Source organism: Enterococcus sp. DIV1090, from assembly GCF_050537975.1.
GTDB lineage: Bacteria > Bacillota > Bacilli > Lactobacillales > Enterococcaceae > Enterococcus > Enterococcus faecalis.
This window is the reverse complement of sequence record NZ_CP172917.1, coordinates 2,386,916-2,408,399: the sequence shown is the minus strand read 5'-3', so window position 1 is coordinate 2,408,399 and position 21,484 is coordinate 2,386,916. Positions and strand designations below refer to the sequence as shown.

The window sequence follows — 21,484 nt, the reverse complement described above, 5'->3', positions numbered from 1 at the left end:
GTTAAAAAATGAACAGTGTAATTTTTGAAGATATAGCACGTATTCAAGCTGAAAAAAAGCAAAAACGAAAAGAAATGCTTAAGTTAATGAATGAAAACCCAGATTGGTATAGAAATCCAAAAAGCATGGTCTATCGACAAATTAAAATGCTTGGTAAGGATATTGGTGAGCAAACAATGGATAAATCTAAACCAATCAACTCAATTGATAAAGACAAGTTCACCATTCAAGAATATTTGTATTTGCAGTGGATTGGTTATTCAGTGAATGCAATCATAGAAGCGTTAGGAGTTCCTAGAAGTAAATTTTGGGAATATAAAGCTGAACATTTAAATTAGATTTATGAAATGAAAGCGAGTGTTCATTTTGTTGGAGATTTATTACACGCCAACATCCGCAATAATTGCGGATACATTGGCTAAAACATATGAAGTCGTTTCTTTAGAAACAGCTAGAAATATTGCCAAGAAATTTAAAGCTAGTTTGAAGCAGAAAACGGACCTTTATGTAATTGAAGGTATTTTGATTGATGCTGGTTATAAAAACGAACCAGTGAATTTATAAGGAAGGAGTGGAGGTTTGGTCGACCACAAAGAGTTCTTTACTCCTTTGAAATTATGCAGAGAGAAACAGAAACGAAAATACAATTATTTAACGATCATTTTCAAAATTATAAGCGATATGGAATACCCAAAGCACAACTAGTTATTGCAGACATTCCTTATAATCTAGGCAAAAATGCATATGCATCAAGTTCTGCATGGTACGAAGGCGGAAAAATTGAAAATGGAGAATCGAATAAAGCGAATAAAAGTTTTTTTGATACCGATGAAAATTTCAGAATATCAGAATTTATGCACTTTTGTTCAAAAATGTTAAAAAAAGAACCGAAAGAAGTAGGGAAAGCGCCAGCTATGATTGTGTTCTGTGCCTTTCAACAGCTTCAAATGGTGATTGACTATGGTGAACGGTACGGCTTTAAAAATCACATTCCACTAGTTTTTATTAAGAAATCCAGTCCTCAGGTACTAAAAGCAAATATGAAAATCGTAGGGGCTACAGAATATGCGCTCGTTCTTTACAGAGAAAAACTTCCGAAATTCAATAACGACGGCCGTATGGTTCTAAATTGGTTTGAATGGGAAACGGATAACAGTTATCCAAAAATACATCCGACCCAGAAACCAATACCTGTTATTAAACGATTAATTGAAATTTTTACAGATTATGGAGATGTTGTAATTGATCCATGTGCTGGCAGTGGTTCTACGCTTAGAGCGGCTGCAGAACTCAATAGAAATGCTTATGGCTTTGAAATAAAGAAAGAGATGTACGAAGTTGCACAGAAAAAAATGTTGTCAAATATCCCAATGGGGCTATTTATATGAACTGGAGAACAGCTGTCATTATTTTAGAAAGTGAGTGAAGAAGGAGGTTTAGGAATGTTTAATACACACAATACACAAACACAAAAGCTCAATTTCACCGCCGTTAGTGGAAACCTGATTAAGAGCTGTCAAGATAGTTTTTTTGTTAGATTCCACTTAAAAAGCGAATTGTCTAAAAGACTTTTAGCCAGCAATCCATTTTACGGAGACAAAAGAGCAGTTGTTTTGCAATCTATGGTGGTTGGAGATATGGAAGTTTTATGCGAAGTCATTTATAGAGATGACTACGAAAAAATGTTTGATAAATTTAAGGAGGAATCGGAATGAGCTACGAAATAACATATGACGAGAACGTCAGCAATAATGTGCAACGAAAGAATATTGTTGTCAATAGTAGGAATTTATACAAAGTTTATCTTGAAAAAGAAGCCTATCGTAAAAATGAGGAGACGGGTGTTGATTACACATTAGACATTAAATGTGATGAAACTGGCGTCAATGTACAAGCGGTGTTACCACACGAAGTCATGAATGAATTAGGTAACATGATAAGTGATAGTCTTGAATTTTAGGAGGAAGCAGAGTGAAACGATTAAAAATAAGCTATATAGATTTAGCTGTAATAATTGAAAGCATCTATTACGGAGAAGATGAAGATGTATCTGATATTGAGGACTTATTGAAATATTTGCGTAATAACGGACATCTGTCTACTGTTTTAACAGTTTCAAGGGGGATTAGCGATGAATAAACAAGAATGTCAAATATGTGACAAAAATCATTTTTTAGAAGACAGCTGTGGCGGGAAATGGAGTCTAAAAGACGACACGCTAATAATCAAACAAAGTTTTCAAGAATACGCAGGTGGCCCATTTGTCGAAGAAATTGTAACGCAAAAAATAAACTATTGTCCGTTTTGCGGGAAAGAAGTTAGGAGTTGGTGGAGATGAATAAACAAGAATTGATTGAGAAATACAAAACAAAGTATGCAGAAGAACCAAAAGATTGGAGACTTCCATCGGTTAATGCCTCAAGACAAGCCTTATACTCAAATTTTATTAATGACTTAGAAAAGCTAGACGAGCCGAAAAAAGTCGTTGTTCCGAAGTTTGTAGCTGATGAGTTAGAAAAGTTAGCAGATAAATATCTAACACTAAGAGATATTTATACTGGCGATGTTCATTGGTTAAATAACGGTACTGTCTATCTTGAGGGAAAAGAGCTAGAACTAGCAAACTGGTTAAATAAAAATGAAACTACTTTTGAATATGCTTGGATTCATGGCTATGAAGTCGAGAAAGAGCAGTTGTATTGGGCGGTCAGAGGTGTTACAGATTATTTTAGATGCGACGAGAAAATTATTGTTTTTAAAAAGGAAGAAGAAGCGTTGGAAGTTGCTAATCTCATTGGTATAAATACAGAAGTTAAAAAAATGAATAGTATCGATTGCTCAGAATGCATATCAATTGAAGAGTTAAGGAATGAAAATGAAGAACCTCTATTTTATGTTGCTTTACCAAAAATCGGTGACACAGAGTTTTGTTATCTTTGGACTGATACCGATGGAGCTGTATATACACAAGGCAATAAAGGGTTATGCATCGGAAGACTGAAACATACAGAACAAGAAATAAAATCGATTGATGAACGTTACTGGCCGTTTGCTGTGAAAGTTGATGGTGAATAGATGAAACGCAACTGGAAAAGAGTAATAAATAAAGTTAGCGGCGTTGCAATAATGATTCTTGTAGCAAAAGCAACCGTGAGCCATTTCGTGTATGGAAATGACATAACAAGTAGTGACCTCGTTTATTTCCTTTCATGCTCGTTTATTTTGGGATTAGGGCTATATTTAGGAGGTTCAAGTGTATGAGTTATCCAGAAGTTTATATCTTAGGAAGGCAAGTCGATGGCGTTTATGTTGAGTATTCAGAACCATATCTTTCAAAAAAAGAAGCTGAATTTGATAAGCATCACTATGAAATGGGCCAATCAATGTCACATGATGCTGGCACTTGGGAAATTTTAAAGTATGGAAGACCGATCACGATTGAGGTGCAGAAATGAAATCACTAAGTGAAAAAGCAGAAGATTTTTTACAAGATAAGTACAGAAAAACATACTCATACGCATTGAAAAAAATTGGTTACGATATCAGAAACGCAATTCATCAACAAAAAGAATTAATTGAGCCTAGATACATGGACACGCTAGACATAGAAACATATACAGCAGAATTAATCGCAACAATGGACTATCTGCATGATAGACAACTTAAATTAATTTTAGGAGATGATGATTAGTTGCGGACGTCAACATTTAACTATATTAAAGATATTTTAGGAGACTATTATAAAACCGATGACTATATTCGGCAACGCGAAGAAGAATTACGCTATCCATATAGAGAAAGTGATTTGAACAGTGGCATTAAAGGATCACATAGAAATAATGAAGCTGCTGCCAATTTACTTATTACGATTGAACAAGACAGACGGCTAGCAAGCTTAGAACGGAATAAACGCATTATTGACAAAGTGCTTAGTGAATCGTGCGAAGATACCATCACTATCATTCAAGAACTTCATTTTAAAAAACGGCCTAGATTCACTATGCAAGGATTAATTGATCAAGGGAAAATATTTTGTAGTAGAAGAAAGGCCTTCGAATTACAAAGAATATTTTTTGAAGAAATCGCAAAAGAATTAAATTTAGATATATAATTTGCACTATTTGTGCACTATCGAGGTTATTTCACATGGTAAATTAGTAGTGTGAGAAGTGTAAGGAAATCAAAAATAAATATTATCTCGTTGCTAACACTGATCACACTATCACTCGCAAACTGATACGTTCTCTTAGAGGGGAGGTGAAGAGCCTTCTCTTTTTTTCTATAGGTTTGCGAGTGCTGCTATTATAAAAACTAAACCTTTGGTATACTTAAATAAAAAATTATCAGGGGTGCTTTAGATGGAATGGTGGCAACTATGGGTTCCTTTTGGTGGAACTATAGCGGGAATATTTGCAAATGTATATATTAATTATACACAGACAAAGAAAAAAGAAGTACTTCAAAAGGAAATAACTCAAAAACAAATTGATGCCAATTTAAAAGCAAAGGCAAGAATAGAATGGATTGCTTTGGTAAGAGGTTTAGTGAGTGAATATATTTCAAACTATTATAAAATAACAGTAATTGTAGATAGAATTTCTAAGGAAGAAAAATCAATCCTAGGTAATACTAAAGCAAAAAATACAAAAACTACGGAAAGTTCCTACGATCAGCTAATAGAGAATAACAAGGATGAAATCATTAGATTAAAAAAAGAATTGAATGAATCGGTAAGTAATAGTATATCAATATCAGAACAAATTTTTTTACTTTTTGCTGATAGTGATGAACATAAACAAATTAGAGAATTATTCACAAGTTCAATTAGTTTTTTGAAAGAAATTAATGCTAGTGAATCATATGAAAAAGAAAAAGAAGTTTTAAAAAAACTGGATGAAAACTCTGAAAATATTGTAGAAATTAGAAATTATATAAGCGTATATTTAAAAAAAGAATGGGATAAAGCTAAAGAAGGAAAATAAAATTATCGTTGCTTATCATATGATTTATATTTTTAATGGCTAAACACCTCCCACAAAATCGAATTTAAATTGTATAATTATTAAATGTAGGAGGTGATAACCTTGGATAAGGTTCTATTAAAGAGAATTCAAAATGGAGAAAATACGTCAAAAGAAGTTTTGGGTATAGATACAGATAATTATTGTTCTATTATTTCTAAGTTATATTATGATGGATATATTACGGAACCTGTAAGAGCATCGGATGATTACATTAGCTTAGCAGGTTGTGCTTTAACAGAAAAAGGTTTGGAATATATAAATAAATCTTGAATTAAGACTTCGAAAGGAGTCTTTTTATTTTGTTTAGAAAGAAGGTGAATAACATGATAAAGAATCCAAAACATCAAGTTTTTGCTGATGAATGGCTAATTGATATGAATGGCACTAGAGCGTATAAAGTCGCATATCCAAACATAAAAAAAGACACCACAGCAAGAGTGAATGCAAGTAGACTGCTAACAGATGCTAACGTGAAGCGATATATTGATGAACAGCTAGAAAAGATGCAGAACGAAAGAGTTGCAGATGCACAAGAAGTCCTAGAGTATCTCACTAGCACCATGCGCGGTGAAAAAATGAAAGGTGTTTATAATACCGAAACAACTAATGATGAAGGGGAAATATTTACGCATCAGAAAAGCTATGAATATACTCCTAGCACTGAGGAGAGGACTAAAGCAGCCGAATTACTTGGTAAACGTCATGCGCTGTTCACCGACAAGCAACAAATAGAAGTTACTGAAATGCCAGTATTTGTTGATGATATCGGTGATGATGATGGTTAAGAAAAAACTATCAGAATTATTACCGAAAAAATTTCATTCGGTATGGAGAGCCACTCTTAATTCGGACATACTCAATATTGTTTGTAAGGGTGGACGTGGTTCTGGTAAATCATCAGATATCGCACATATTATTACTCAATTACTTATGAGGTATGCTGTCAATGCGGTTGGCATTCGATATGTTGATAATACATTAGAACAATCAATCTACGAGCAAATGAAGTGGGCGATTGAACAGCAAGGGGTAACGCATCTATTTAAATTTAATAAATCGCCGTTGAGAATCACATACATACCTCGTGGTAATTATATGATTTTCAGAGGTGCCCAAAATCCTGAAAGAATCAAGTCTTTAAAAGATAGTCGGTTCCCGTTTGCGATTGGCTGGATTGAGGAGTTAGGCGAGTTTAAAACTGAAGATGAAGTAACGACCATTACCAATTCACTTTTACGTGGTGAATTAGGAAATGGTCTTTTTTATAAATTCTTTTTCAGCTACAACCCGCCAAAACGTCGACAATCTTGGGTGAACAAAAAATATGAATCTAGTTTCCAACCTGATAATACATTTGTTCATCACTCTACTTATAAAGATAATCCTTTTATTTCGAGAGAATTCTTGAAAGAAGTGGAGGCAGCAAGAGATAGAAATCCTTTGCGTGCTAGATGGGAATACGATGGTGAAGCAATCGGTTCTGGAGTCGTTCCATTCAGTAACTTAAAAGTGGAGAAAGACTGTATAACTGATGAAATGGTGGCTAATTTTGACAATATCAGAAACGGCCTCGACTTCGGTTATGCTACAGATCCGCTAGCATTTGTTAGATGGCACTATGACAAAAAGAAAAATGGCATCTATGCCATCGATGAAATCTATGGAGTTAAGATTAGTAACCGTGAATTTGCCCAAAAAGCGAAAGAAAAAGGCTACCAGTCTGAACGTATTGGAGCAGATTCAGCAGAACCTAAGTCCATCGCTGAACTGAATAGCGAACATGGAATGCCTAGAGTTTTCGGTGTGAAAAAAGGCCCCGATTCCGTCGAGTACGGCGAGGGGTGGCTAGACGACTTAGAATTTATTTGTATCGACCCGTTAAGAACGCCAAAAATCGCCAAAGAATTCGAAAACATCGATTATCAAACTGATAAAGATGGGAACCCCAAAGCACGTTTAGAAGACAAAGACAATCATACAATTGACGCAACTCGTTATGCTTTTAGCGAAGACATGGAGAAAAATAACGTAAGTTTCATTAAATTTTAGGAGGTGGAATGATTGTTCCAAAGTGATTTAACGTTGAATCGATATAAAAGATTACGAACGAAATATTCTACGCAAATAAACGAAGATCTGTTTGATCCAAATGACTTTATAACAGAGATGAAGCCATTTTTTGATGACAGAGAGCGTAAATACAAAGCTTATACAAGTGAAGAAAATGAGATTGATAGCAGACCTAAACCAAACACAAAAATTATAAAAGTAAATAATAAACTTCACGCTGGCTTATACAACACCATTGTTGATCAAGCAGCTGATCATTTCACAGGTATCCCAGTTAAATGGGATTATGATGTTACTGAACAACGGAAGTCCTTAATTCAAAAAACAAAGGATTTATTTTTAGGTAACGTCAGTGCGAAGATAAAAACGCCTAAAGAATTCGATAGACTAGCAGAATTAGTTAAAGAAATGCGGTTCGCAATGTTGGATTCGGACACGGCACGATATCAAGGCGCTTGTGGTGTTGCTTTTCGTTTGTTAGAACCCGTTGAAACTGCGGGAGAGTGGCAATTGTGGGCATGTAATGTTGAACCATGGAGAGCCGAAAAATATGAAAATGCAGATATTTTCATTCGAGAGAAATATGACACACACCAAAAGAAATTTTTCGAAGAAATGAAAGTTGTTACTAAGAAAAAAATCTTAACGTATAACAGATATGTGGAAACAAATGTAATGAATGCGGCTGAAACATTTAAATTGACATCAGAAACTGATAATCCACTAGAAACATTCTACCTATCAGAATTTAAAAACAACACGAACCGTTATTGTGATTTTGAAGTAGCAGAGGAACTTTCTGATGCATTTGATAGAAGCCTGTCAGACCAGCAAAACGAGGTAGAGCAATTTAAATTAGCGTATATGATGATTAGCGGGTCTCGTTTAGGTGAAGAAGAAGCACAGAGGATGATGGAACAGCTAGGCATCATTAATTTGCCAGATCCACAAGCTAAGGTTGGCTATGTAACGAAAGATATTAACAAAGATTTCAACGAGTATCATCTTAATCAGTTGAAAAAGCTTTACTACACAGTCACTAAGTCAATCGACTTCAACGATGAAGTATTTAAATCCAATAGCTCTGGTGAAGCTCGCAAGTGGCAAATAATAGCACTAGAAGCCAAAACAAACACGAAAGAGCAGTACTTCAAAGAAGGATTAAAAGAAGTTGCAGAGACGATGGCAGCTTTTATAAAATTTAACGATAAATTAGAAGTAGATGTTTCTAAAATTGTGTTTACATTTAGTCGTAGTTTACCAACCGATATTGGATATCTTGCTGAGGCGTTACCTAAATTAGCACCTTATGTATCAAAACGTACTATCATAAATCAAATTCCATTCGTTAAAGATCCAGATTACGAGGCGGACATGATGAATTTAGAGCAATCTCAGAACTATCCAAGCAGCGACTATAATTTAGGCGGTGTGGACAATGCCAAAGAAACAGACGAGTAGCAGTTTAAAGTATTGGGAAAAACGCCGAGAATTAGAAGACAAAGCCCGTTTGAAACTAGAAAAGAAAACTCTTAGTGAGCTTGAATCAGTTTTTGAACGTGCTTTAGTTAAAATTCAACGACAGCTATTGTCACAAGCGGATTTACACGACATCACACAAAGCGAAATGCTAGAAGACTTTAGCAAACGAGACCAAGAAAAGTATCGTAAATATATTGACAAAAACTATGAAAAGTTAATGGAATCAGATGAAGCTTATAAGGAATTCATAGATGAGTATTTCCCATCTTACGACTATGCAAAAGTCAATCGTCTATTACAATTACGAGCAGATATCTTTTCAACGTTAGCTGATGAAGCAATCGCAAGCGACGTCAATGGTAAATTTAATAACGACTTAGAAAACATTACAAAACGAATCTACAATTCTAATTCTAATGCGTTGATGCAGTTATTAGGCGGCTCTGCTCCTGGTTTAACTAGGAATGAACTAGAAAACATCATGAACTATCCGTGGAGTGGAAAAACATTTTCATCTCGCTTGTGGGGCAATATATCATCTCTAGAGCAACGTTTGAGCAATTCCATTATTAATTCATTGGCAAGTGGTGAAGGTGTTTTAGAAGCTCTTAGAACGATGAAAAACGATGGTGTTATTAGCGGCATGTTTAAGTTAGAGCAGGGAAAGTTTAATCGATCGATTGAAAATCTTGTTAGAACGGAATATTCCCATTTTGCTGTAGAGGGTGTAATAAAATCGCTAAAGGATGTAGGTGTTAAGCAAACACAAAGCTGGTCGGCAGAAGATGAGCGTGTTTGCTCTATTTGTGGTGGACGTCACGGAAAAGAGATTAAAGACGATTGGCATCCACCGTATCATGGACGTTGTCGTTGTACTGAAATACCAATTATCCCTGAAATTAGTGATGATATAGATAAATTGTATGAAGAAATGTTCGGTGATTTATTGAATGAATTCGCTAATAATAATTGGGGAATAAAATTAAATAGGAGAGGAGGATAGCAATGAAAGGATTATTTGAAGCAGTATTAAATCTAGAAGTTACGAATGGTACAGAAAAAGCCTATAAAAAAGCTTTTGAACAAGAAAACGAACGATACTTAACCAAACACACTTTGAGAGACGGCAACGGTAATATCGTCAAAGATGAGCTTAAATCAGTTTGGGGTGGTAATTATTGTCACGTTGATATTTTGTATTCTTTACCAGGTAAAAAAAGTAAATTAACTATTTCGATTGTGTCTAGGACTCTGCAAAATGTAAAAGATGCTGTTACTGATTATCAAATGTTCGGTGCTGAATTGGTTCACAAGAATTGGGAGTGATTAGATGGATTCCTATGATTATTTAGATAGTGATTATGAAGAATTTTTGAGGAAGGAGGATAAAAAGATGGATTCGCAAAAATTTATTGATAAATGTAAAGAAATTGTTTTAAATTATGCCAACGAACACCTAGACAAATCAGATCAAAAAGAAATTACTGAAAAAGATGTCTTTGTTGTTTGGAGTTGCAAAACATTACAAAATAACAAAGCGCTATTAAGTACAACTTTGCTTGATGGGATGTATTATGAGTTAACACTGAACGGCGACAAGCAAGAAATTTATTTTGATGCATACAAAAAATGGGAAAACAAGGCAATTAAAGTCTAGCAAAAGTTAGGCTTTTTATTTTGTCCGAAATGACGTAAAACTAGCGTAACGCTGGGCTTAATTGAATGGTGGGGCGCAATTAATAAATCTAAAGCAATGCGGGGCGTGCAAACGAATCGTGGGGCGAAAGGAGAAACAAAATGAAAACAAAAAAATTATTACCAATGAATTTGCAGATGTTTGCTGATGGTGGGGGAAATGAACCAGAGTTCACTATTGATGATTTTAAAGCATTTGTCGAATCGAATGAAGATGCACAGAAATTCATTCAATCTCAATCACAAAGTGCTGCAGATAAACAGTTAGAAGCTTGGAAACAGAATAACCTTGATAAGCTAAAACAGGAAGCTGTGCAGCAATATGAAGAAGCTAAAAAGAACAAAACACCAGAACAGATCGAACTTGAGAAATTAAAAACTGAGTTTGAAGCCGAGAAGGCTAAGAGCCGTTCTAATGAAAACAAAGCTTTTGTAGCTGAACAAATTGCTGGCTTAGAGCTTGATAAAGAATTAAAAGATTCAGTTTCCCAGTTCATGTTGAACACTTTAGTTAGTTCAGATACAGAGTTCACACAAAAGGCTGTAGAGTCATTCACAGGTGTTTTAAGCACCATCAATGAAAAGCATGCTGAAGCAATTAAAAACATGGAAATGACAAAAGCATTCGGTAATAAGCAACAAACTAATGCATCTGATGGTAATCAGTCAACGCAACCGATTGAAAATCCTAAAGAAGCATTAGGGCAAAAATTACAAGCATTCAATTAGGAGGAATTTATAAATGAAAAAAACTACAGTAAATAATCTAGAATACTTAGATATTTCACAAGAAATCAATGCATTACAACGTCCGTCAACACCTTTTTTAAGCTGGCTATTAGGAGCTGGAAAAACTAGCCCAGCAACTTCTACGGAGATCAAATGGCGTGAATCAGAACTTGATGGAGAAGATTCATCTGCGCAATTAGAAGGTGGAGACTATACAGATGCGGATTCAGGACGTAAATGGTTCAATAACTATACTGAAATTTTCCGTAAATCTACTTCTGTTTCAGGTACATTAGATGCTATCAATGTAAATGGGGTAGGTAGTGAATTAGCTAATCAAGTATCTCAACGTGCGTTAGAAATGAAGAGAGATTTAAACAAAAAACTTTTGATTGGTGTAAAAGCTGACGAAAATGGTACTAAAGGACGACAAATGGCTGGTGTAATTAACTTAATCAACTCTGATAACTTAGTTAAAACGTCTGCAGCTGATGCAGTAACACGTAAAGATGTGGATAAAATGTTTAAAACTATGTTTGACAAAGGTTATGCAGGAGAAAAACTATGTCTGGTTTCGACTGATATGGTTGATTTAATGACCGATGAAGTTGATAAAGCGGGCACTAAAGTGTTTAACTTTGGAGATCAAGTAGCTTTTGGATTGCAACTAGGAAAAATTGTTTCAAATTATGGATCAGGTACAGCTTTAATTGAGCCGTCACTGCCAAGTGGAACAATGATTGCTTTAGATACAAACTATGTGGAGCTACGTCCGTTACGTGAATGGCGCGCAGAGGAATTAGCTAAAACAACTGATTCAAAACGTATTGGTTTAGTTGGTGAGTACACGATTGAATACAACGCTTCGAATTCAGGGGCAATCTTAAACCTTGCAACTGCAGCACCAGGTGAATAATTAAAAAGTAAAGGAGAATAATTATGGTTAAAAAGTCAGAGGTCAAAGAAGAAGTAATCGAAGAGACAAAAGAAGTAACTGAAGAAGTGAAACCTGCAACAAAAACATTCAAAGTTTTAAAAAATAAAAATTTTGTTGGTTTCGTTCATCCTGAAACACGCAAATTTATTACAGCAGTTGACGGAAAAATCGAAGTGAGTGTTTCTGATAAAAAAGCTATTGCCATTTTAGAAGAAGCTGCAGATTTAACAGAAATTTAGGTGATTATATGACAGACGAACAAAAAAAAGTAATTATAGAAAAAGTTTCAAAAATGCTACCTAATGTTTCAAAAGAGCGTATTTCGTCTGTCTTAGACCTAGTTCTTTTGGAAATCGGATCTTACAATACATGTAAGATTGAAATTGATTGGGATTTACTTACCTCGCTTGTAATTGAAATTCTATATCAGTCACTTAAAAGTGAAACGGAACAAGCTGTAACTAGCATTAAGCGCGGTGATACATCTATTAGCTATGCAACTACACAGCAAAGTATAACAGCGTTGCTAGGTAATTACAGCGACACTATTAAACGTTTAATTGGCTGTGATAGTGGGGTGTTTTTCTATTGAATGAAGCAGATATTTTAGCGATGACATATCTTGATTCGTGTGTCATTGAAAGAATGAGTGATATCGAAAATCCTAAAACAGGTATTACGGAACAAGGTTATTCACCAATTCATGATGGGAAGTTAAAATGCGCGCTGTCTCAAAGTGGTCTGGGTAGCGCTGGAAGCTTACCAGTTGTTGAAAACAAAGGTACCTTTAATATCACTTACGAAGATCAAAAATTGTTTTTAATGCCTGATGTAGATGTGAAAAAGGCCGACAGAATCACGGTCATTCAAAGTACAGGTCAAAAGCATATTTTATTTGCAAAGAAACCCTTTAGCTATCCAAGTCACATCGAAGTGACATTGACAGGAAGTGCAATCGATGAGTAAAAGTGATTTTAGAATGACCTCGAATACTGACAAAGTTATTGCAAACTTGAAGAAAATGACTCCAATTGCCGAAAAAGAAGGTATTGCGATGGTCAATGATTCGTTAGCGAAGATTTATCAGTTAATTGTACCTATTACGCCGATAAAAACGGGTGATTTGAGACGCGGATACAGAATCATTAAAGCTAGAAAAACGTCAAGCAATCAAATTGTTGGCGCACTAACTAACAATGAAAAATATTTCAAATATGTAAACGATGGGCACCGAACTAAGAATGGTGGATTTGTTAAAGGGCGATTCATGTTGCAAAAGTCTTATAAATTAGCTCATGCAACATATATTCCAAAACGGTTTAAACAAATGGCGATTGTCATCGCGAAGAAAGGATAGGGTATGTACGATAAAATTTTAAAAATGCTTACTAGCAAAATAAAAAAGTTCTCGGATGCCCCTATCTATCTTGATGATGTGATGCAATCGTCAGAACCGTTTTATTTTGTTTTGAGCATAGAGGAAAGTATCACTGATAACGTTGGTCAAAACGTTCAGAATAAAGCATATAACGTTGATATCGCGTTAGTTGATAGCAATAAAAATAAACAATTAGTAACAAGCCTAACAGAAGAATGCGGGGCTTTTTTTAATGTCTTAAATCTAGATGGAAACGAATTATTTCCAGAAGATTATCAAGCATTTAAAACAGACGGAATTCAACATGTTAATTTTAATGTTGCATTCCCACAATTAATTGAATGGAGTGAAAAATAGATGGCAAATAAGAAAAATGTTCATATTATTTCCGTTGAAACACCTACTTGGTTTCCTTTAGTAGATGAATCAGGCACTTTTCCAACTTACGGAGAGCCAACTACAATCGGAACTGCAGTAAACGTTAAACCTAATGTAAGCACTGAAACTACAACAGATTATGGTGACAGTGTTGCGCAAGATTCAACTGTATCTTTTGGCGGTGCTGAAATTGGTATGGAAACGAATGGATATGAAAATCAAGTTTTAGCAACAATTACAGGAGCAAAAATATTAAAAGGCGGTGTACTACGTTCGGGGGATGATATTGCACCAGATGGAGCTTTTGCGTATAAACGTTTAAAATCTAACGGAAAGTACCGATATACGATTTTTTATAAAGGTAAATTTGCCTTGACATCGGATGAAACATCAACTCGTGAAGGGAGTTCGGTTACGTATGCGCATCCAGAATGGACAGGGTCTTTCGTGGATGTTCCAGGGTTAGGATATATGTATTCTGTGGATGAAGACGATGAAAATATAGATCGAGAAATGATTAAGAACTGGTTCATTAAAGTAACTGATCCACGTGAAGAGTCTACAACTCCTGTCAGTGGTGTAACTTTAGATAAAACGGAATTAGTTCTAACAGTTGGTGAAACCGCAACTCTAACGCCAACAATTACACCTGAAAATGCAACCAACAAAAACTATTCATTCAAATCAAATGATACTTCAATTGCAACAATAACACCTGTACAAGGAAAAGTTACACCAGTAGCAGCAGGAACCACAACTGTTGTTGTCACTACTGAAGATGGCAACCATACAGCTGAATGCAGCGTAACAGTTAATGCATAATAAAATTTAAGGGCGGCCAAGTGTCGTCCTATTTAAATGGAGGAATTAAAAAATGGCAAGTAAATTTCAGCAAAAAATTAAATTAATGATAAAAGATGGCGATAAATATACCTGTAAGCAATTCACATCTGCGGAGTTTTTACCAGGTTCCGTTATGGATGCGGGTACTGATTTACAAATTAAATTAGAAGAAGCGACAAAAACAAATGATATGGAAGTAATTCGTCCTATTTTAAGAGAATGCTATGATCTTATCGCTAACGTTATTTTTGAAGGACAGTTCACTGGACAAGAATATGTTGATGGACTAGATGCGCGGGAAGTATTAAAAATTACAGGTCAGTTATTAGGATCTATTACTTCAGGATACGATGCGATCTATTCTGACCAGAAAAAAAAGTAACAGATCTCCTTTATCATCCTCATTTTAAATTTAGTCCACAGTACCGAGAAGCAGAATTAAAAATTGCACTGCTTGAAAATGGTTGGACACTAAACGAAATTGAGAATACAGACTTGAACGAACTTATGAAACTTTATGCGTTCAGAGATGCTGTTAAAGAATTTGAAGAACTTAAATTCCTTGATGAACACACAATGTTCTAAGAAGGGAGGGGGTACTTATTGAACAATGAAGACTTAGTCTTAAAAATGATACTGGATGAATCAGGATTCTCCCAAGGTCTAAATTCGGCAGTAAAAAAGTTGCAAGGTTTTGATGGAGAGGTTGACAGAACAGGACAAAAAGGCGGCCGCTCTCTTGGGAGCATATGGACGTCATTTGTCGGCAACTTTTTAGCCAGCGGGGCAACTAAAATTATCTCTAAAGGTATTGGGTTGATCACTAGCAATATCGATGGGGCCATTAATCGTGTGGATACGTTAAATAATGCAAACCGTGTATTTGAAAATATGGGCTTTTCAGCTGGCGAAACATCAAAGACAATGGATAGCTTAAAGAAGAGTATCCAAGGGTTACCTACACCTTTAGACAGCGCAATTAAAGGTGTTCAATTAATTGCTTCGTCTACAAATGACTTAGGAAAATCAGAACAGATTTTCGCAGCTTTAAATAATGGTATCCTCGGCTTTGGTGGGTCTGCAGAGATGGTAGACAATGCTATTATCCAGCTGTCCCAATCGTTCTCAAATGGTAAAGTAGATGCGCAAACTTGGAACTCAATGATTAACAGTGGTTTGGGTCCAGCGTTGAATGCTTTAGCGAAACAAATGGGGTTAACTGCTGGTCAGATGAAAGAAGGTCTCTCTGATGGTTCAATTTCAGTTGAAGAATTTCAAGACTCTCTAATTAAATTGAATAAAGAGGGCGGAGGAGGTCTTAAATCATTAGAACAGATTGCTAAAGATTCAACCGCTGGTATTAAAACTGGTTTAGCTAACATGAAGACTGCGATCGTTCGTGGCGTGGCCAACGTTGTAACTAAAATTGATGAAGGACTAAAGGGTGCAGGTTTTGGAAGTATTAGTGAAATTATTGCTGACAAAGGCGCAAAGATGGAAGCGGCTTTATCTAAGTTTGCTGAAATGATTCCGCCAATGATAAAGACAGTTAAAACATTGTATGATACGTTAAAACCTTATGCACCGCTGCTTGCAGGTTTAGCTGGTAGCATTGGTACGTTGATGCTTGTGAATAAAGTAAATGCAGCATTTAAAGCTTGGAGGGAAGGTACAGAAGCACTTTCGATAGCTCAAGCAATTTTAAATAAGACAATGCTATCAAATCCTTTTGTTGCAATCTTAACTGCTGTAGTAGGGTTAGTCACAGCGTTTATTTATCTTTGGAAAACTAATGAAGGTTTTAGAGATGCTGTTAAAAATATTTGGAAAAATATCCAGGAGGTCATTTCAAGCGCTGCTGATGTAGTTGTAAAAGCTTGGGATTCGACAATGGAATTCTTCAGCAATATGTGGGATGGCACAAAAGAAGCTTTTTCGAATGCTGGTACATGGATGAAAGAAGCTCCTGGAAACGCAGCCGACTGGGTTAAAAATAAATGGACTGGGACTAAAGAATTCTTTAGTGGACTTTGGGATTCAACAAAAGAAGGCTCAAAAAACACATGGGAAAACATCAAGCAGGGTGCTGCTGATAGTGCTAAAAGTGTTGGAGAAAGTTTTAAAAACGGCTTTGATAATGCGAAAGATTGGTTTAAGGGTATTGGAAAATCAATATCAGATGTTTTCACAACAGCATTTGATTTTGTTTGGAAATATATTGGTCCGTATGTAACAGGAATCAAAAATGCGTTTAAAATGGTTGTTAACGCTATGAAAGCGAACATTGAAAATGTCAAAATGATCGCTGAAAATGTCGTTACCATTCTAAAAAATGTTCTGTTAGCTCCAATACTTTTCATCACATCAATGATTACAGGTGGGTGGGAAGAAGCAAAAGAGAACATGATTGCCGTTTGGGATAATATTGCTGAAGCAGCTCAAACAATATGGTTTGGCATTAAAAATATCTTTTATAATACGGTTACAGCTATTTCCTATTCAGTCACTTCTATTTTTAATGGATTGATGTTGACAATTAAAAAGATTTGGATTGATGTGAAGTTATTTTTCGCTTTACTTTGGATTGATATTAAATATGGAGCAATCAATATCTGGATTGAAGTTAAGTATTCCATAATTGAAATTTGGATAAATATTAAATTTGAAGCAATTAGAATATGGGAAAGTTTGAAAACTTGGTTCTTTGAAACAGTAGAAAACATTAAAAATGGTGCGATTGATGGCTGGAACAACCTAAAACAAGGAACCATTGATACATTTAATGCAACTGTTCAATGGTCAAAAGATACATGGTCCAACTTCAAACAGTGGATTGTTGATACGGCGGTCGGAATAAAAGATGGTGTTGTTCAAACCTGGTATAGAATTAGAAATGGCACAATAGAAACCTTCAACAACATGGTACAAGGGGCCAAAAATGCATGGAATAATCTCACAAGAAGTGTCAGTGATACAGTGTCGAATGTAAAACAAACTTTTGAAGATTTAAAACATGTTGATTTATTTGAAATTGGTAAAAACATTATTCAAGGTTTGGTCGATGGTATCGGATCTATGATTAACGCAGTTGGGGAAAAAATTCAAGAAGTAGCTGGTAATATCAAAGAAAAAATCAAAGGAGCTTTAGATATTCATTCTCCTTCGCGCTGGATGCGAGATATGATTGGTAAAAATATCGTGTTGGGTGTTGTGGATGGCATTGACCAAGAAAAAGGAACTTTGGATAAATCGGTTAAAAATATGGCTGATTTACCTACAGAATTACCGGATTTTTCTGTCACAGGTAGATATGCTAATCAACAGGAATCACAAAGATCTAAATCAGATAAGAACAACAGCAATGCAACGACTACCTTTGGTGGTGATACCTTTAACATTAATTTACAAGCAATGGGTGAATTAGATGATAAGCAATTAATGAGCATGGCTCAAAAATTAGTTAAATACATTCAAGTTGTCAAAAATAGAGATAGCGATGCAGTAGGAGGTGCTTTTGGTGGAATTTAAAAGAGGTCAGTTTTTTCTTAATGGAAAACATAGCTCTGAATTTAATGTGTTTATGAGAGAAAGACCTGAACGACTTTCTGCTGGACGTGTAGTAGAGCTTAGGGAGCGAATGGGTAATGATTCAATAGCTGTTGATTTTGAGTATTATAAAAATGTAGAACGCACCATTACATGCTATGCGAAAGCAAGAAATTTACAAGAAGTATCTTTCTTAGAAGATGAAATCTCGTTTTGGCTCGATATGGGAAACTACTCAGACTTTATCGCCTATTTTGATGAACATTACATCTATCAAGCCATCGTAACAAGTCCACCAAAGTTTACAGGAACAAGAAAAACAGGGGTTTTAATTCCTTTTGAGTTTACTGTAAGTATCCGACCTTTCAAAAAAAATCGTATTGGCCAATATTGGACAAGTAATCCTAAACAATTAATAAACACAGAAAAATATCCTTCAGAACCTACTATTCAGATTTTGGGTTCTGGGGATATTTCTTTTTTCATCAATAATCAGGAATATGCATTAAAAGCTATAGATGGAGATATCATTATTGATTCAGAAAAACAAGAAGCTTATCGAAAATCAGGTGGAGCGTTTGAAATCTTGGATCATAAAACACTTTTCAAAGATTACCCAATTTTAAAAAGTGGAGAAAATAATTTTCGCTGGACTGGAAAAGTGACAGAGTTTAAAGTTCAGCCTAATTGGAGGCGAAAAGTTTGATTCCAGTTATTTTTAAACCTGGAGAAAAAGATTTTACAACAAACGGCTTAGGACGTCTTATTGATGCGACACGTTGCGAAATCACTGAAGAAGCAAACGGAAAATATGAACTAGAAATGGACTATCCAGCGATTAGCAGATTTAGTGATTATTTTGAAAATGGCTATCAGATTAAAGCAAAGCCGAATGACTTAGAAGAATACCACATTTTCGAGATCAAACAAACGTTTAAAGATACGTTTACTAATAGTATTGTCATTTATGCTCAATCTCGTACTTATAAACTAGGAAACAGACAAGTAAGGCTAGTAACAGTTGATAATCGTAATGGTGCAGAAGCTATGAGATTAATCGAACAGAACATGGACGAGCCATGCGATATCAAACTTTATTCTGATATTAACACAGCTTCTAGTACGGTATTCGAAGCTAGAAACGTACTTAATTGTATTGCTGGTGAACAAGGTTCTTTGCTTCAATATTGGGGTGGAGAAATCAAACGAGAACCTTTTAAATTATCTTTGTTAAGACGTAGAGGACGAGATAACGTTGGAACTGTTCGTTATGGTAAAGATTTAAAAGGATTAACCATTAAATTTGATTGGCAATCAATTGTTACTAAAGTTTTACCATTTGCAGAGCTTCAAAGTGGTGCAGACGGAACTTCTCAACGGATTTATGGAGAAGCGGTTAAGAGCGAATATATCAACAAATATCCAGATGTTTACGCTCAATACGTTCAGTTCACTGAAGATCAAGGAGTAAAAGATTTATCCAGCTTAAATAAAGTGGCAGGTAAATACTTCACTACATTATATCCAGGAAGTGATAAGCCTAAAGTTTCTATTGAACTAGAAATTGAGAAACTCACAGATTCAGAAGAAGCAAAAGAATTTGCGAAAATGAGGAACTATAATTTATTCGATACGTTCACTGTGTATCACAAGTTTTATGATATTGACATTCAAACAAAAGTTACAGGGATTGTCTATGATGCTTTAGCAGAAAAAACAATAAAGATTACTGCTGGAGATATCCAAGTTGCTTTTTATAAACAGCAAAGTCAAGATTTTCAAGAAGCAATTAAAACCTTAACTAAAAAAGACTACATGAGTAACTTTATTGATTACATTACCGATTTAATCAATGGCGTGAAAGGTGGTAGTATTCTTCAATATCCTAAAAATAGGCCGCATACGCTTTATTTTATGGATACAGATTCCACAGATACCGCGAAGAATGTTATCGCTATTAACAATCAGGGCATCGGATTTTCAACTACTGGGTGGAAAGGTCCATTTAGAAACGCTTGGACCATTGATGGTATTTTAAATGCCGACTTTATCAGAGCTGGTAAAATTAGATCTGATATTTTTGAGACATCATTCAATGCATATGGAGATATTTTGCGTTTAGTTAACGGCGCTCTGCAAGCTTGGAATGGGAAAACGAAAATAATGGAATTGACTAAGCAAGGATTAGAATTCTGGAATGGCAATAGCCACATTGGCTCAATAGGAACAAAAGGGAATCCTTTTCCAGACTTGAGAGATGTTAATGGAAATCTTGTAGTATCTGATGGCAATTCGTTACTACTGGTCGCAGATAACCCTCAGAAAATTATTGGATTATCTAATCAATCAGGAGCAGGTCATTTAATTACTGGTCTAACACAGTTCTTTGTTGGTAATAACTTTAACTTCTTTGGACCAAAAGGAAGCAAATCAACTATAACAGTTGATAGGTTGATTGTCGGAGGTAAAGAAGTAATACCTGGTGATGGATCAGGCGGCAATGATGGTGATGTACCACCAGAGCTAACAACCGAAAAAGAGAAAAATGCTTGGGCAGTTTGGCAGTTCTTAAAATCAAAAGGCTACAGCGAACAAGCGGCCGCTGGAATTTTAGGAAATATGGATCAAGAATCTGGAATTATGCCTGATATTGACGAAGGCGGTGGCGGTCCTGGTTACGGTCTAGTTCAATGGACATCACCAATCGCAGGTGAAAGTGGCCGTGCTTATGTCCAACGTTTGCTAGGTCAAGCTGGAATAAGCGGCGATTACCGAAACATTAATACTCAACTTCAATTATTAGAATGGCATATGCATAACGGCCAATATATTCCTTCCGCAGCTTATCCATATTCTGTAGCGCAATTTAAAGCTTTAACAGATATTGGCACAGCTACGATGGCATTTGAAGCAAACTTTGAACGACCAGCGGTCACACATCCAGAACGAATTCCGATGGCTCAATATTGGTACAACTTGCTGAAAGACTTGAAACCTAGCAAGCCAACTTGGATGAATCCTGTTCGTTCAACTTATACGATTACTCAAGAATGGGACCAGATCGGCTGGGGAACGAACGTTATTCACGGCGGCATAGATATTGCTTCAGTGCCAGCAGGCACGAGCCCCCCTGTTTATGTGGCACGTAGCGGAACAGTTGAAACTGTCACTTATGATGGAACTGGTGGAAACTATGTTGTTGTTAAACATGATGATGGTTATTGGACCTATTATGGTCATTTGGATTCAGTTGATTTAGTTGTTGGTGAAAAAGTGACTACTAATAGTCGTGTTGGGATAATGGGTTCCACTGGACTTGCTAAAGGTATTCACCTTCACTTTGAAGTGTGGAAAGGTGGACAGTGGCAACGAATCAACCCACGTGATGTTATTAATTTTTAG

Annotated in this window: 31 protein-coding genes and 1 pseudogene; all 32 read left to right on the top strand. The window is 35.6% G+C overall.

Going from position 1 to position 21,484, the window contains the following annotated elements:
* Window positions 1–8: 8 nt before the first annotated feature.
* The 32 genes and pseudogenes from IGL48_RS11715 to IGL48_RS11560 all read left to right on the top strand — a co-directional run bounded on the left by IGL48_RS11715 (window position 9) and on the right by IGL48_RS11560 (window position 21,484).
* Window positions 9–338, top strand: a complete 330-nt coding sequence (locus tag IGL48_RS11715; RefSeq protein ID WP_010776360.1) for a hypothetical protein — start codon at window positions 9–11, stop codon at window positions 336–338.
* A 19-nt stretch (window positions 339–357) separates the two neighbouring features.
* Complete coding sequence (locus IGL48_RS11710) at window positions 358–564, top strand: hypothetical protein (RefSeq protein ID WP_002381636.1); 207 nt, start codon at window positions 358–360, stop codon at window positions 562–564.
* Window positions 565–617: 53 nt separating this feature from the next.
* On the top strand, window positions 618–1,388 hold the full coding sequence (locus IGL48_RS11705; RefSeq protein ID WP_104888246.1) for a DNA-methyltransferase: 771 nt from the start codon (window positions 618–620) through the stop codon (window positions 1,386–1,388).
* A 54-nt stretch (window positions 1,389–1,442) separates the two neighbouring features.
* On the top strand, window positions 1,443–1,715 hold the full coding sequence (locus IGL48_RS11700) for a hypothetical protein (protein WP_240185865.1): 273 nt from the start codon (window positions 1,443–1,445) through the stop codon (window positions 1,713–1,715).
* A complete protein-coding gene (locus IGL48_RS11695) occupies window positions 1,712–1,960 on the top strand; it encodes a hypothetical protein (protein ID WP_113825987.1) in 249 nt (82 codons plus the stop codon). The genes IGL48_RS11700 and IGL48_RS11695 overlap by 4 nt, the downstream gene beginning before the upstream one ends.
* 11 nt (window positions 1,961–1,971) lie before the next feature.
* Complete coding sequence (locus IGL48_RS11690) at window positions 1,972–2,139, top strand: hypothetical protein (protein ID WP_048948834.1); 168 nt, start codon at window positions 1,972–1,974, stop codon at window positions 2,137–2,139.
* On the top strand, window positions 2,132–2,338 hold the full coding sequence (locus IGL48_RS11685) for a hypothetical protein (protein WP_010730055.1): 207 nt from the start codon (window positions 2,132–2,134) through the stop codon (window positions 2,336–2,338). Before IGL48_RS11690 ends, IGL48_RS11685 begins: the two co-directional genes overlap by 8 nt.
* Window positions 2,335–2,667, top strand: a pseudogene (locus tag IGL48_RS11680) (DUF1642 domain-containing protein); the annotation flags it as partial. The gene IGL48_RS11685 and the pseudogene IGL48_RS11680, both read left to right, overlap by 4 nt.
* Window positions 2,668–2,820: 153 nt before the next feature.
* Window positions 2,821–3,075 carry a DUF1642 domain-containing protein gene (locus IGL48_RS11675; RefSeq protein ID WP_233039692.1) on the top strand — a complete coding sequence of 85 codons (255 nt, stop codon included), beginning with the start codon at window positions 2,821–2,823 and terminating at the stop codon, window positions 3,073–3,075.
* 182 nt (window positions 3,076–3,257) lie between these two features.
* Window positions 3,258–3,455 (top strand): hypothetical protein, encoded by a 198-nt coding sequence (locus IGL48_RS11670; protein WP_430601649.1) that lies wholly within the window; start codon window positions 3,258–3,260, stop codon window positions 3,453–3,455.
* A complete protein-coding gene (locus IGL48_RS11665; protein WP_002404561.1) occupies window positions 3,452–3,691 on the top strand; it encodes a hypothetical protein in 240 nt (79 codons plus the stop codon). The genes IGL48_RS11670 and IGL48_RS11665 overlap by 4 nt, the downstream gene beginning before the upstream one ends.
* Window positions 3,692–4,111 carry a transcriptional regulator gene (locus IGL48_RS11660; protein WP_126268699.1) on the top strand — a complete coding sequence of 140 codons (420 nt, stop codon included), beginning with the start codon at window positions 3,692–3,694 and terminating at the stop codon, window positions 4,109–4,111.
* A gap of 247 nt (window positions 4,112–4,358) precedes the next feature.
* Window positions 4,359–4,982 (top strand): hypothetical protein, encoded by a 624-nt coding sequence (locus IGL48_RS11655; protein WP_252689687.1) that lies wholly within the window; start codon window positions 4,359–4,361, stop codon window positions 4,980–4,982.
* A 93-nt stretch (window positions 4,983–5,075) separates the two neighbouring features.
* Complete coding sequence (locus IGL48_RS11650) at window positions 5,076–5,294, top strand: hypothetical protein (RefSeq protein WP_104859439.1); 219 nt, start codon at window positions 5,076–5,078, stop codon at window positions 5,292–5,294.
* Between the two features lie 53 nt (window positions 5,295–5,347).
* Entirely contained in the window at window positions 5,348–5,809 is a 462-nt protein-coding gene (locus IGL48_RS11645) for a terminase small subunit (RefSeq protein ID WP_002405234.1), read from the top strand.
* Window positions 5,796–7,073, top strand: a complete 1,278-nt coding sequence (locus tag IGL48_RS11640) for a PBSX family phage terminase large subunit (RefSeq protein WP_173944846.1) — start codon at window positions 5,796–5,798, stop codon at window positions 7,071–7,073. Before IGL48_RS11645 ends, IGL48_RS11640 begins: the two co-directional genes overlap by 14 nt.
* Window positions 7,074–7,085: 12 nt before the next feature.
* Window positions 7,086–8,555, top strand: coding sequence for a phage portal protein (locus IGL48_RS11635; RefSeq protein ID WP_064687108.1), 1,470 nt, complete (start codon window positions 7,086–7,088; stop codon window positions 8,553–8,555).
* Window positions 8,533–9,579 carry a phage head morphogenesis protein gene (locus IGL48_RS11630; protein WP_202518409.1) on the top strand — a complete coding sequence of 349 codons (1,047 nt, stop codon included), beginning with the start codon at window positions 8,533–8,535 and terminating at the stop codon, window positions 9,577–9,579. Before IGL48_RS11635 ends, IGL48_RS11630 begins: the two co-directional genes overlap by 23 nt.
* Before the next feature lie 2 nt (window positions 9,580–9,581).
* Complete coding sequence (locus IGL48_RS11625; RefSeq protein WP_202531041.1) at window positions 9,582–9,902, top strand: hypothetical protein; 321 nt, start codon at window positions 9,582–9,584, stop codon at window positions 9,900–9,902.
* Window positions 9,903–9,969: 67 nt separating this feature from the next.
* Window positions 9,970–10,233: a DUF6275 family protein gene (locus IGL48_RS11620; protein ID WP_025189865.1), complete on the top strand. Its 264-nt coding sequence runs from the start codon at window positions 9,970–9,972 to the stop codon at window positions 10,231–10,233.
* A 140-nt stretch (window positions 10,234–10,373) separates the two neighbouring features.
* A complete protein-coding gene (locus tag IGL48_RS11615; protein WP_252689688.1) occupies window positions 10,374–11,000 on the top strand; it encodes a capsid assembly scaffolding protein Gp46 family protein in 627 nt (208 codons plus the stop codon).
* Window positions 11,001–11,013: 13 nt separating this feature from the next.
* Complete coding sequence (locus IGL48_RS11610) at window positions 11,014–11,916, top strand: SU10 major capsid protein (RefSeq protein WP_252689690.1); 903 nt, start codon at window positions 11,014–11,016, stop codon at window positions 11,914–11,916.
* Between the two features lie 23 nt (window positions 11,917–11,939).
* On the top strand, window positions 11,940–12,176 hold the full coding sequence (locus IGL48_RS11605; protein ID WP_002402418.1) for a hypothetical protein: 237 nt from the start codon (window positions 11,940–11,942) through the stop codon (window positions 12,174–12,176).
* Window positions 12,177–12,184: 8 nt separating this feature from the next.
* Window positions 12,185–12,529 carry a hypothetical protein gene (locus tag IGL48_RS11600; protein ID WP_002395886.1) on the top strand — a complete coding sequence of 115 codons (345 nt, stop codon included), beginning with the start codon at window positions 12,185–12,187 and terminating at the stop codon, window positions 12,527–12,529.
* Window positions 12,526–12,903 carry a hypothetical protein gene (locus IGL48_RS11595; RefSeq protein ID WP_252689692.1) on the top strand — a complete coding sequence of 126 codons (378 nt, stop codon included), beginning with the start codon at window positions 12,526–12,528 and terminating at the stop codon, window positions 12,901–12,903. Before IGL48_RS11600 ends, IGL48_RS11595 begins: the two co-directional genes overlap by 4 nt.
* Complete coding sequence (locus tag IGL48_RS11590; protein ID WP_252689694.1) at window positions 12,896–13,294, top strand: HK97 gp10 family phage protein; 399 nt, start codon at window positions 12,896–12,898, stop codon at window positions 13,292–13,294. The genes IGL48_RS11595 and IGL48_RS11590 overlap by 8 nt, the downstream gene beginning before the upstream one ends.
* A gap of 3 nt (window positions 13,295–13,297) precedes the next feature.
* The gene (locus tag IGL48_RS11585; RefSeq protein ID WP_252689696.1) at window positions 13,298–13,672 is read left to right on the top strand and encodes a phage tail terminator family protein; all 375 of its coding nucleotides are present in this window, start codon (window positions 13,298–13,300) and stop codon (window positions 13,670–13,672) included.
* Window positions 13,673–14,515, top strand: coding sequence for a major tail protein (locus IGL48_RS11580; RefSeq protein ID WP_252689698.1), 843 nt, complete (start codon window positions 13,673–13,675; stop codon window positions 14,513–14,515).
* A gap of 52 nt (window positions 14,516–14,567) precedes the next feature.
* The gene (gene gpG / locus IGL48_RS11575; RefSeq protein ID WP_025188244.1) at window positions 14,568–14,918 is read left to right on the top strand and encodes a phage tail assembly chaperone G; all 351 of its coding nucleotides are present in this window, start codon (window positions 14,568–14,570) and stop codon (window positions 14,916–14,918) included.
* A gap of 248 nt (window positions 14,919–15,166) precedes the next feature.
* Window positions 15,167–18,064, top strand: coding sequence for a tape measure protein (locus IGL48_RS11570; RefSeq protein ID WP_430601666.1), 2,898 nt, complete (start codon window positions 15,167–15,169; stop codon window positions 18,062–18,064).
* Window positions 18,054–18,788 carry a phage tail protein gene (locus IGL48_RS11565; protein WP_252689700.1) on the top strand — a complete coding sequence of 245 codons (735 nt, stop codon included), beginning with the start codon at window positions 18,054–18,056 and terminating at the stop codon, window positions 18,786–18,788. Before IGL48_RS11570 ends, IGL48_RS11565 begins: the two co-directional genes overlap by 11 nt.
* A complete protein-coding gene (locus IGL48_RS11560; protein ID WP_252689702.1) occupies window positions 18,770–21,484 on the top strand; it encodes a phage tail spike protein in 2,715 nt (904 codons plus the stop codon). The genes IGL48_RS11565 and IGL48_RS11560 overlap by 19 nt, the downstream gene beginning before the upstream one ends.

Excerpts from the sequence above, each read along its gene's own strand:
- IGL48_RS11715 (WP_010776360.1), top strand. The coding sequence starts at position 9 with ATGAACAGTGTAATTTTTGAAGATATAGCACGTATTCAAGCTGAAAAA.
- IGL48_RS11705 (WP_104888246.1), top strand. The coding sequence starts at position 618 with ATGCAGAGAGAAACAGAAACGAAAATACAATTATTTAACGATCATTTT.
- IGL48_RS11700 (WP_240185865.1), top strand. The coding sequence starts at position 1,443 with ATGTTTAATACACACAATACACAAACACAAAAGCTCAATTTCACCGCC.
- IGL48_RS11695 (WP_113825987.1), top strand. The coding sequence starts at position 1,712 with ATGAGCTACGAAATAACATATGACGAGAACGTCAGCAATAATGTGCAA.
- IGL48_RS11685 (WP_010730055.1), top strand. The coding sequence starts at position 2,132 with ATGAATAAACAAGAATGTCAAATATGTGACAAAAATCATTTTTTAGAA.
- IGL48_RS11675 (WP_233039692.1), top strand. The coding sequence starts at position 2,821 with ATGAATAGTATCGATTGCTCAGAATGCATATCAATTGAAGAGTTAAGG.
- IGL48_RS11670 (WP_430601649.1), top strand. The coding sequence starts at position 3,258 with ATGAGTTATCCAGAAGTTTATATCTTAGGAAGGCAAGTCGATGGCGTT.
- IGL48_RS11665 (WP_002404561.1), top strand. The coding sequence starts at position 3,452 with ATGAAATCACTAAGTGAAAAAGCAGAAGATTTTTTACAAGATAAGTAC.
- IGL48_RS11655 (WP_252689687.1), top strand. The coding sequence starts at position 4,359 with ATGGAATGGTGGCAACTATGGGTTCCTTTTGGTGGAACTATAGCGGGA.
- IGL48_RS11645 (WP_002405234.1), top strand. The coding sequence starts at position 5,348 with ATGATAAAGAATCCAAAACATCAAGTTTTTGCTGATGAATGGCTAATT.
- IGL48_RS11640 (WP_173944846.1), top strand. The coding sequence starts at position 5,796 with ATGATGATGGTTAAGAAAAAACTATCAGAATTATTACCGAAAAAATTT.
- IGL48_RS11630 (WP_202518409.1), top strand. The coding sequence starts at position 8,533 with ATGCCAAAGAAACAGACGAGTAGCAGTTTAAAGTATTGGGAAAAACGC.
- IGL48_RS11625 (WP_202531041.1), top strand. The coding sequence starts at position 9,582 with ATGAAAGGATTATTTGAAGCAGTATTAAATCTAGAAGTTACGAATGGT.
- IGL48_RS11620 (WP_025189865.1), top strand. The coding sequence starts at position 9,970 with ATGGATTCGCAAAAATTTATTGATAAATGTAAAGAAATTGTTTTAAAT.
- IGL48_RS11615 (WP_252689688.1), top strand. The coding sequence starts at position 10,374 with ATGAAAACAAAAAAATTATTACCAATGAATTTGCAGATGTTTGCTGAT.
- IGL48_RS11610 (WP_252689690.1), top strand. The coding sequence starts at position 11,014 with ATGAAAAAAACTACAGTAAATAATCTAGAATACTTAGATATTTCACAA.
- IGL48_RS11605 (WP_002402418.1), top strand. The coding sequence starts at position 11,940 with ATGGTTAAAAAGTCAGAGGTCAAAGAAGAAGTAATCGAAGAGACAAAA.
- IGL48_RS11600 (WP_002395886.1), top strand. The coding sequence starts at position 12,185 with ATGACAGACGAACAAAAAAAAGTAATTATAGAAAAAGTTTCAAAAATG.
- IGL48_RS11590 (WP_252689694.1), top strand. The coding sequence starts at position 12,896 with ATGAGTAAAAGTGATTTTAGAATGACCTCGAATACTGACAAAGTTATT.
- IGL48_RS11585 (WP_252689696.1), top strand. The coding sequence starts at position 13,298 with ATGTACGATAAAATTTTAAAAATGCTTACTAGCAAAATAAAAAAGTTC.
- IGL48_RS11580 (WP_252689698.1), top strand. The coding sequence starts at position 13,673 with ATGGCAAATAAGAAAAATGTTCATATTATTTCCGTTGAAACACCTACT.
- gpG (WP_025188244.1), top strand. The coding sequence starts at position 14,568 with ATGGCAAGTAAATTTCAGCAAAAAATTAAATTAATGATAAAAGATGGC.
- IGL48_RS11570 (WP_430601666.1), top strand. The coding sequence starts at position 15,167 with ATGATACTGGATGAATCAGGATTCTCCCAAGGTCTAAATTCGGCAGTA.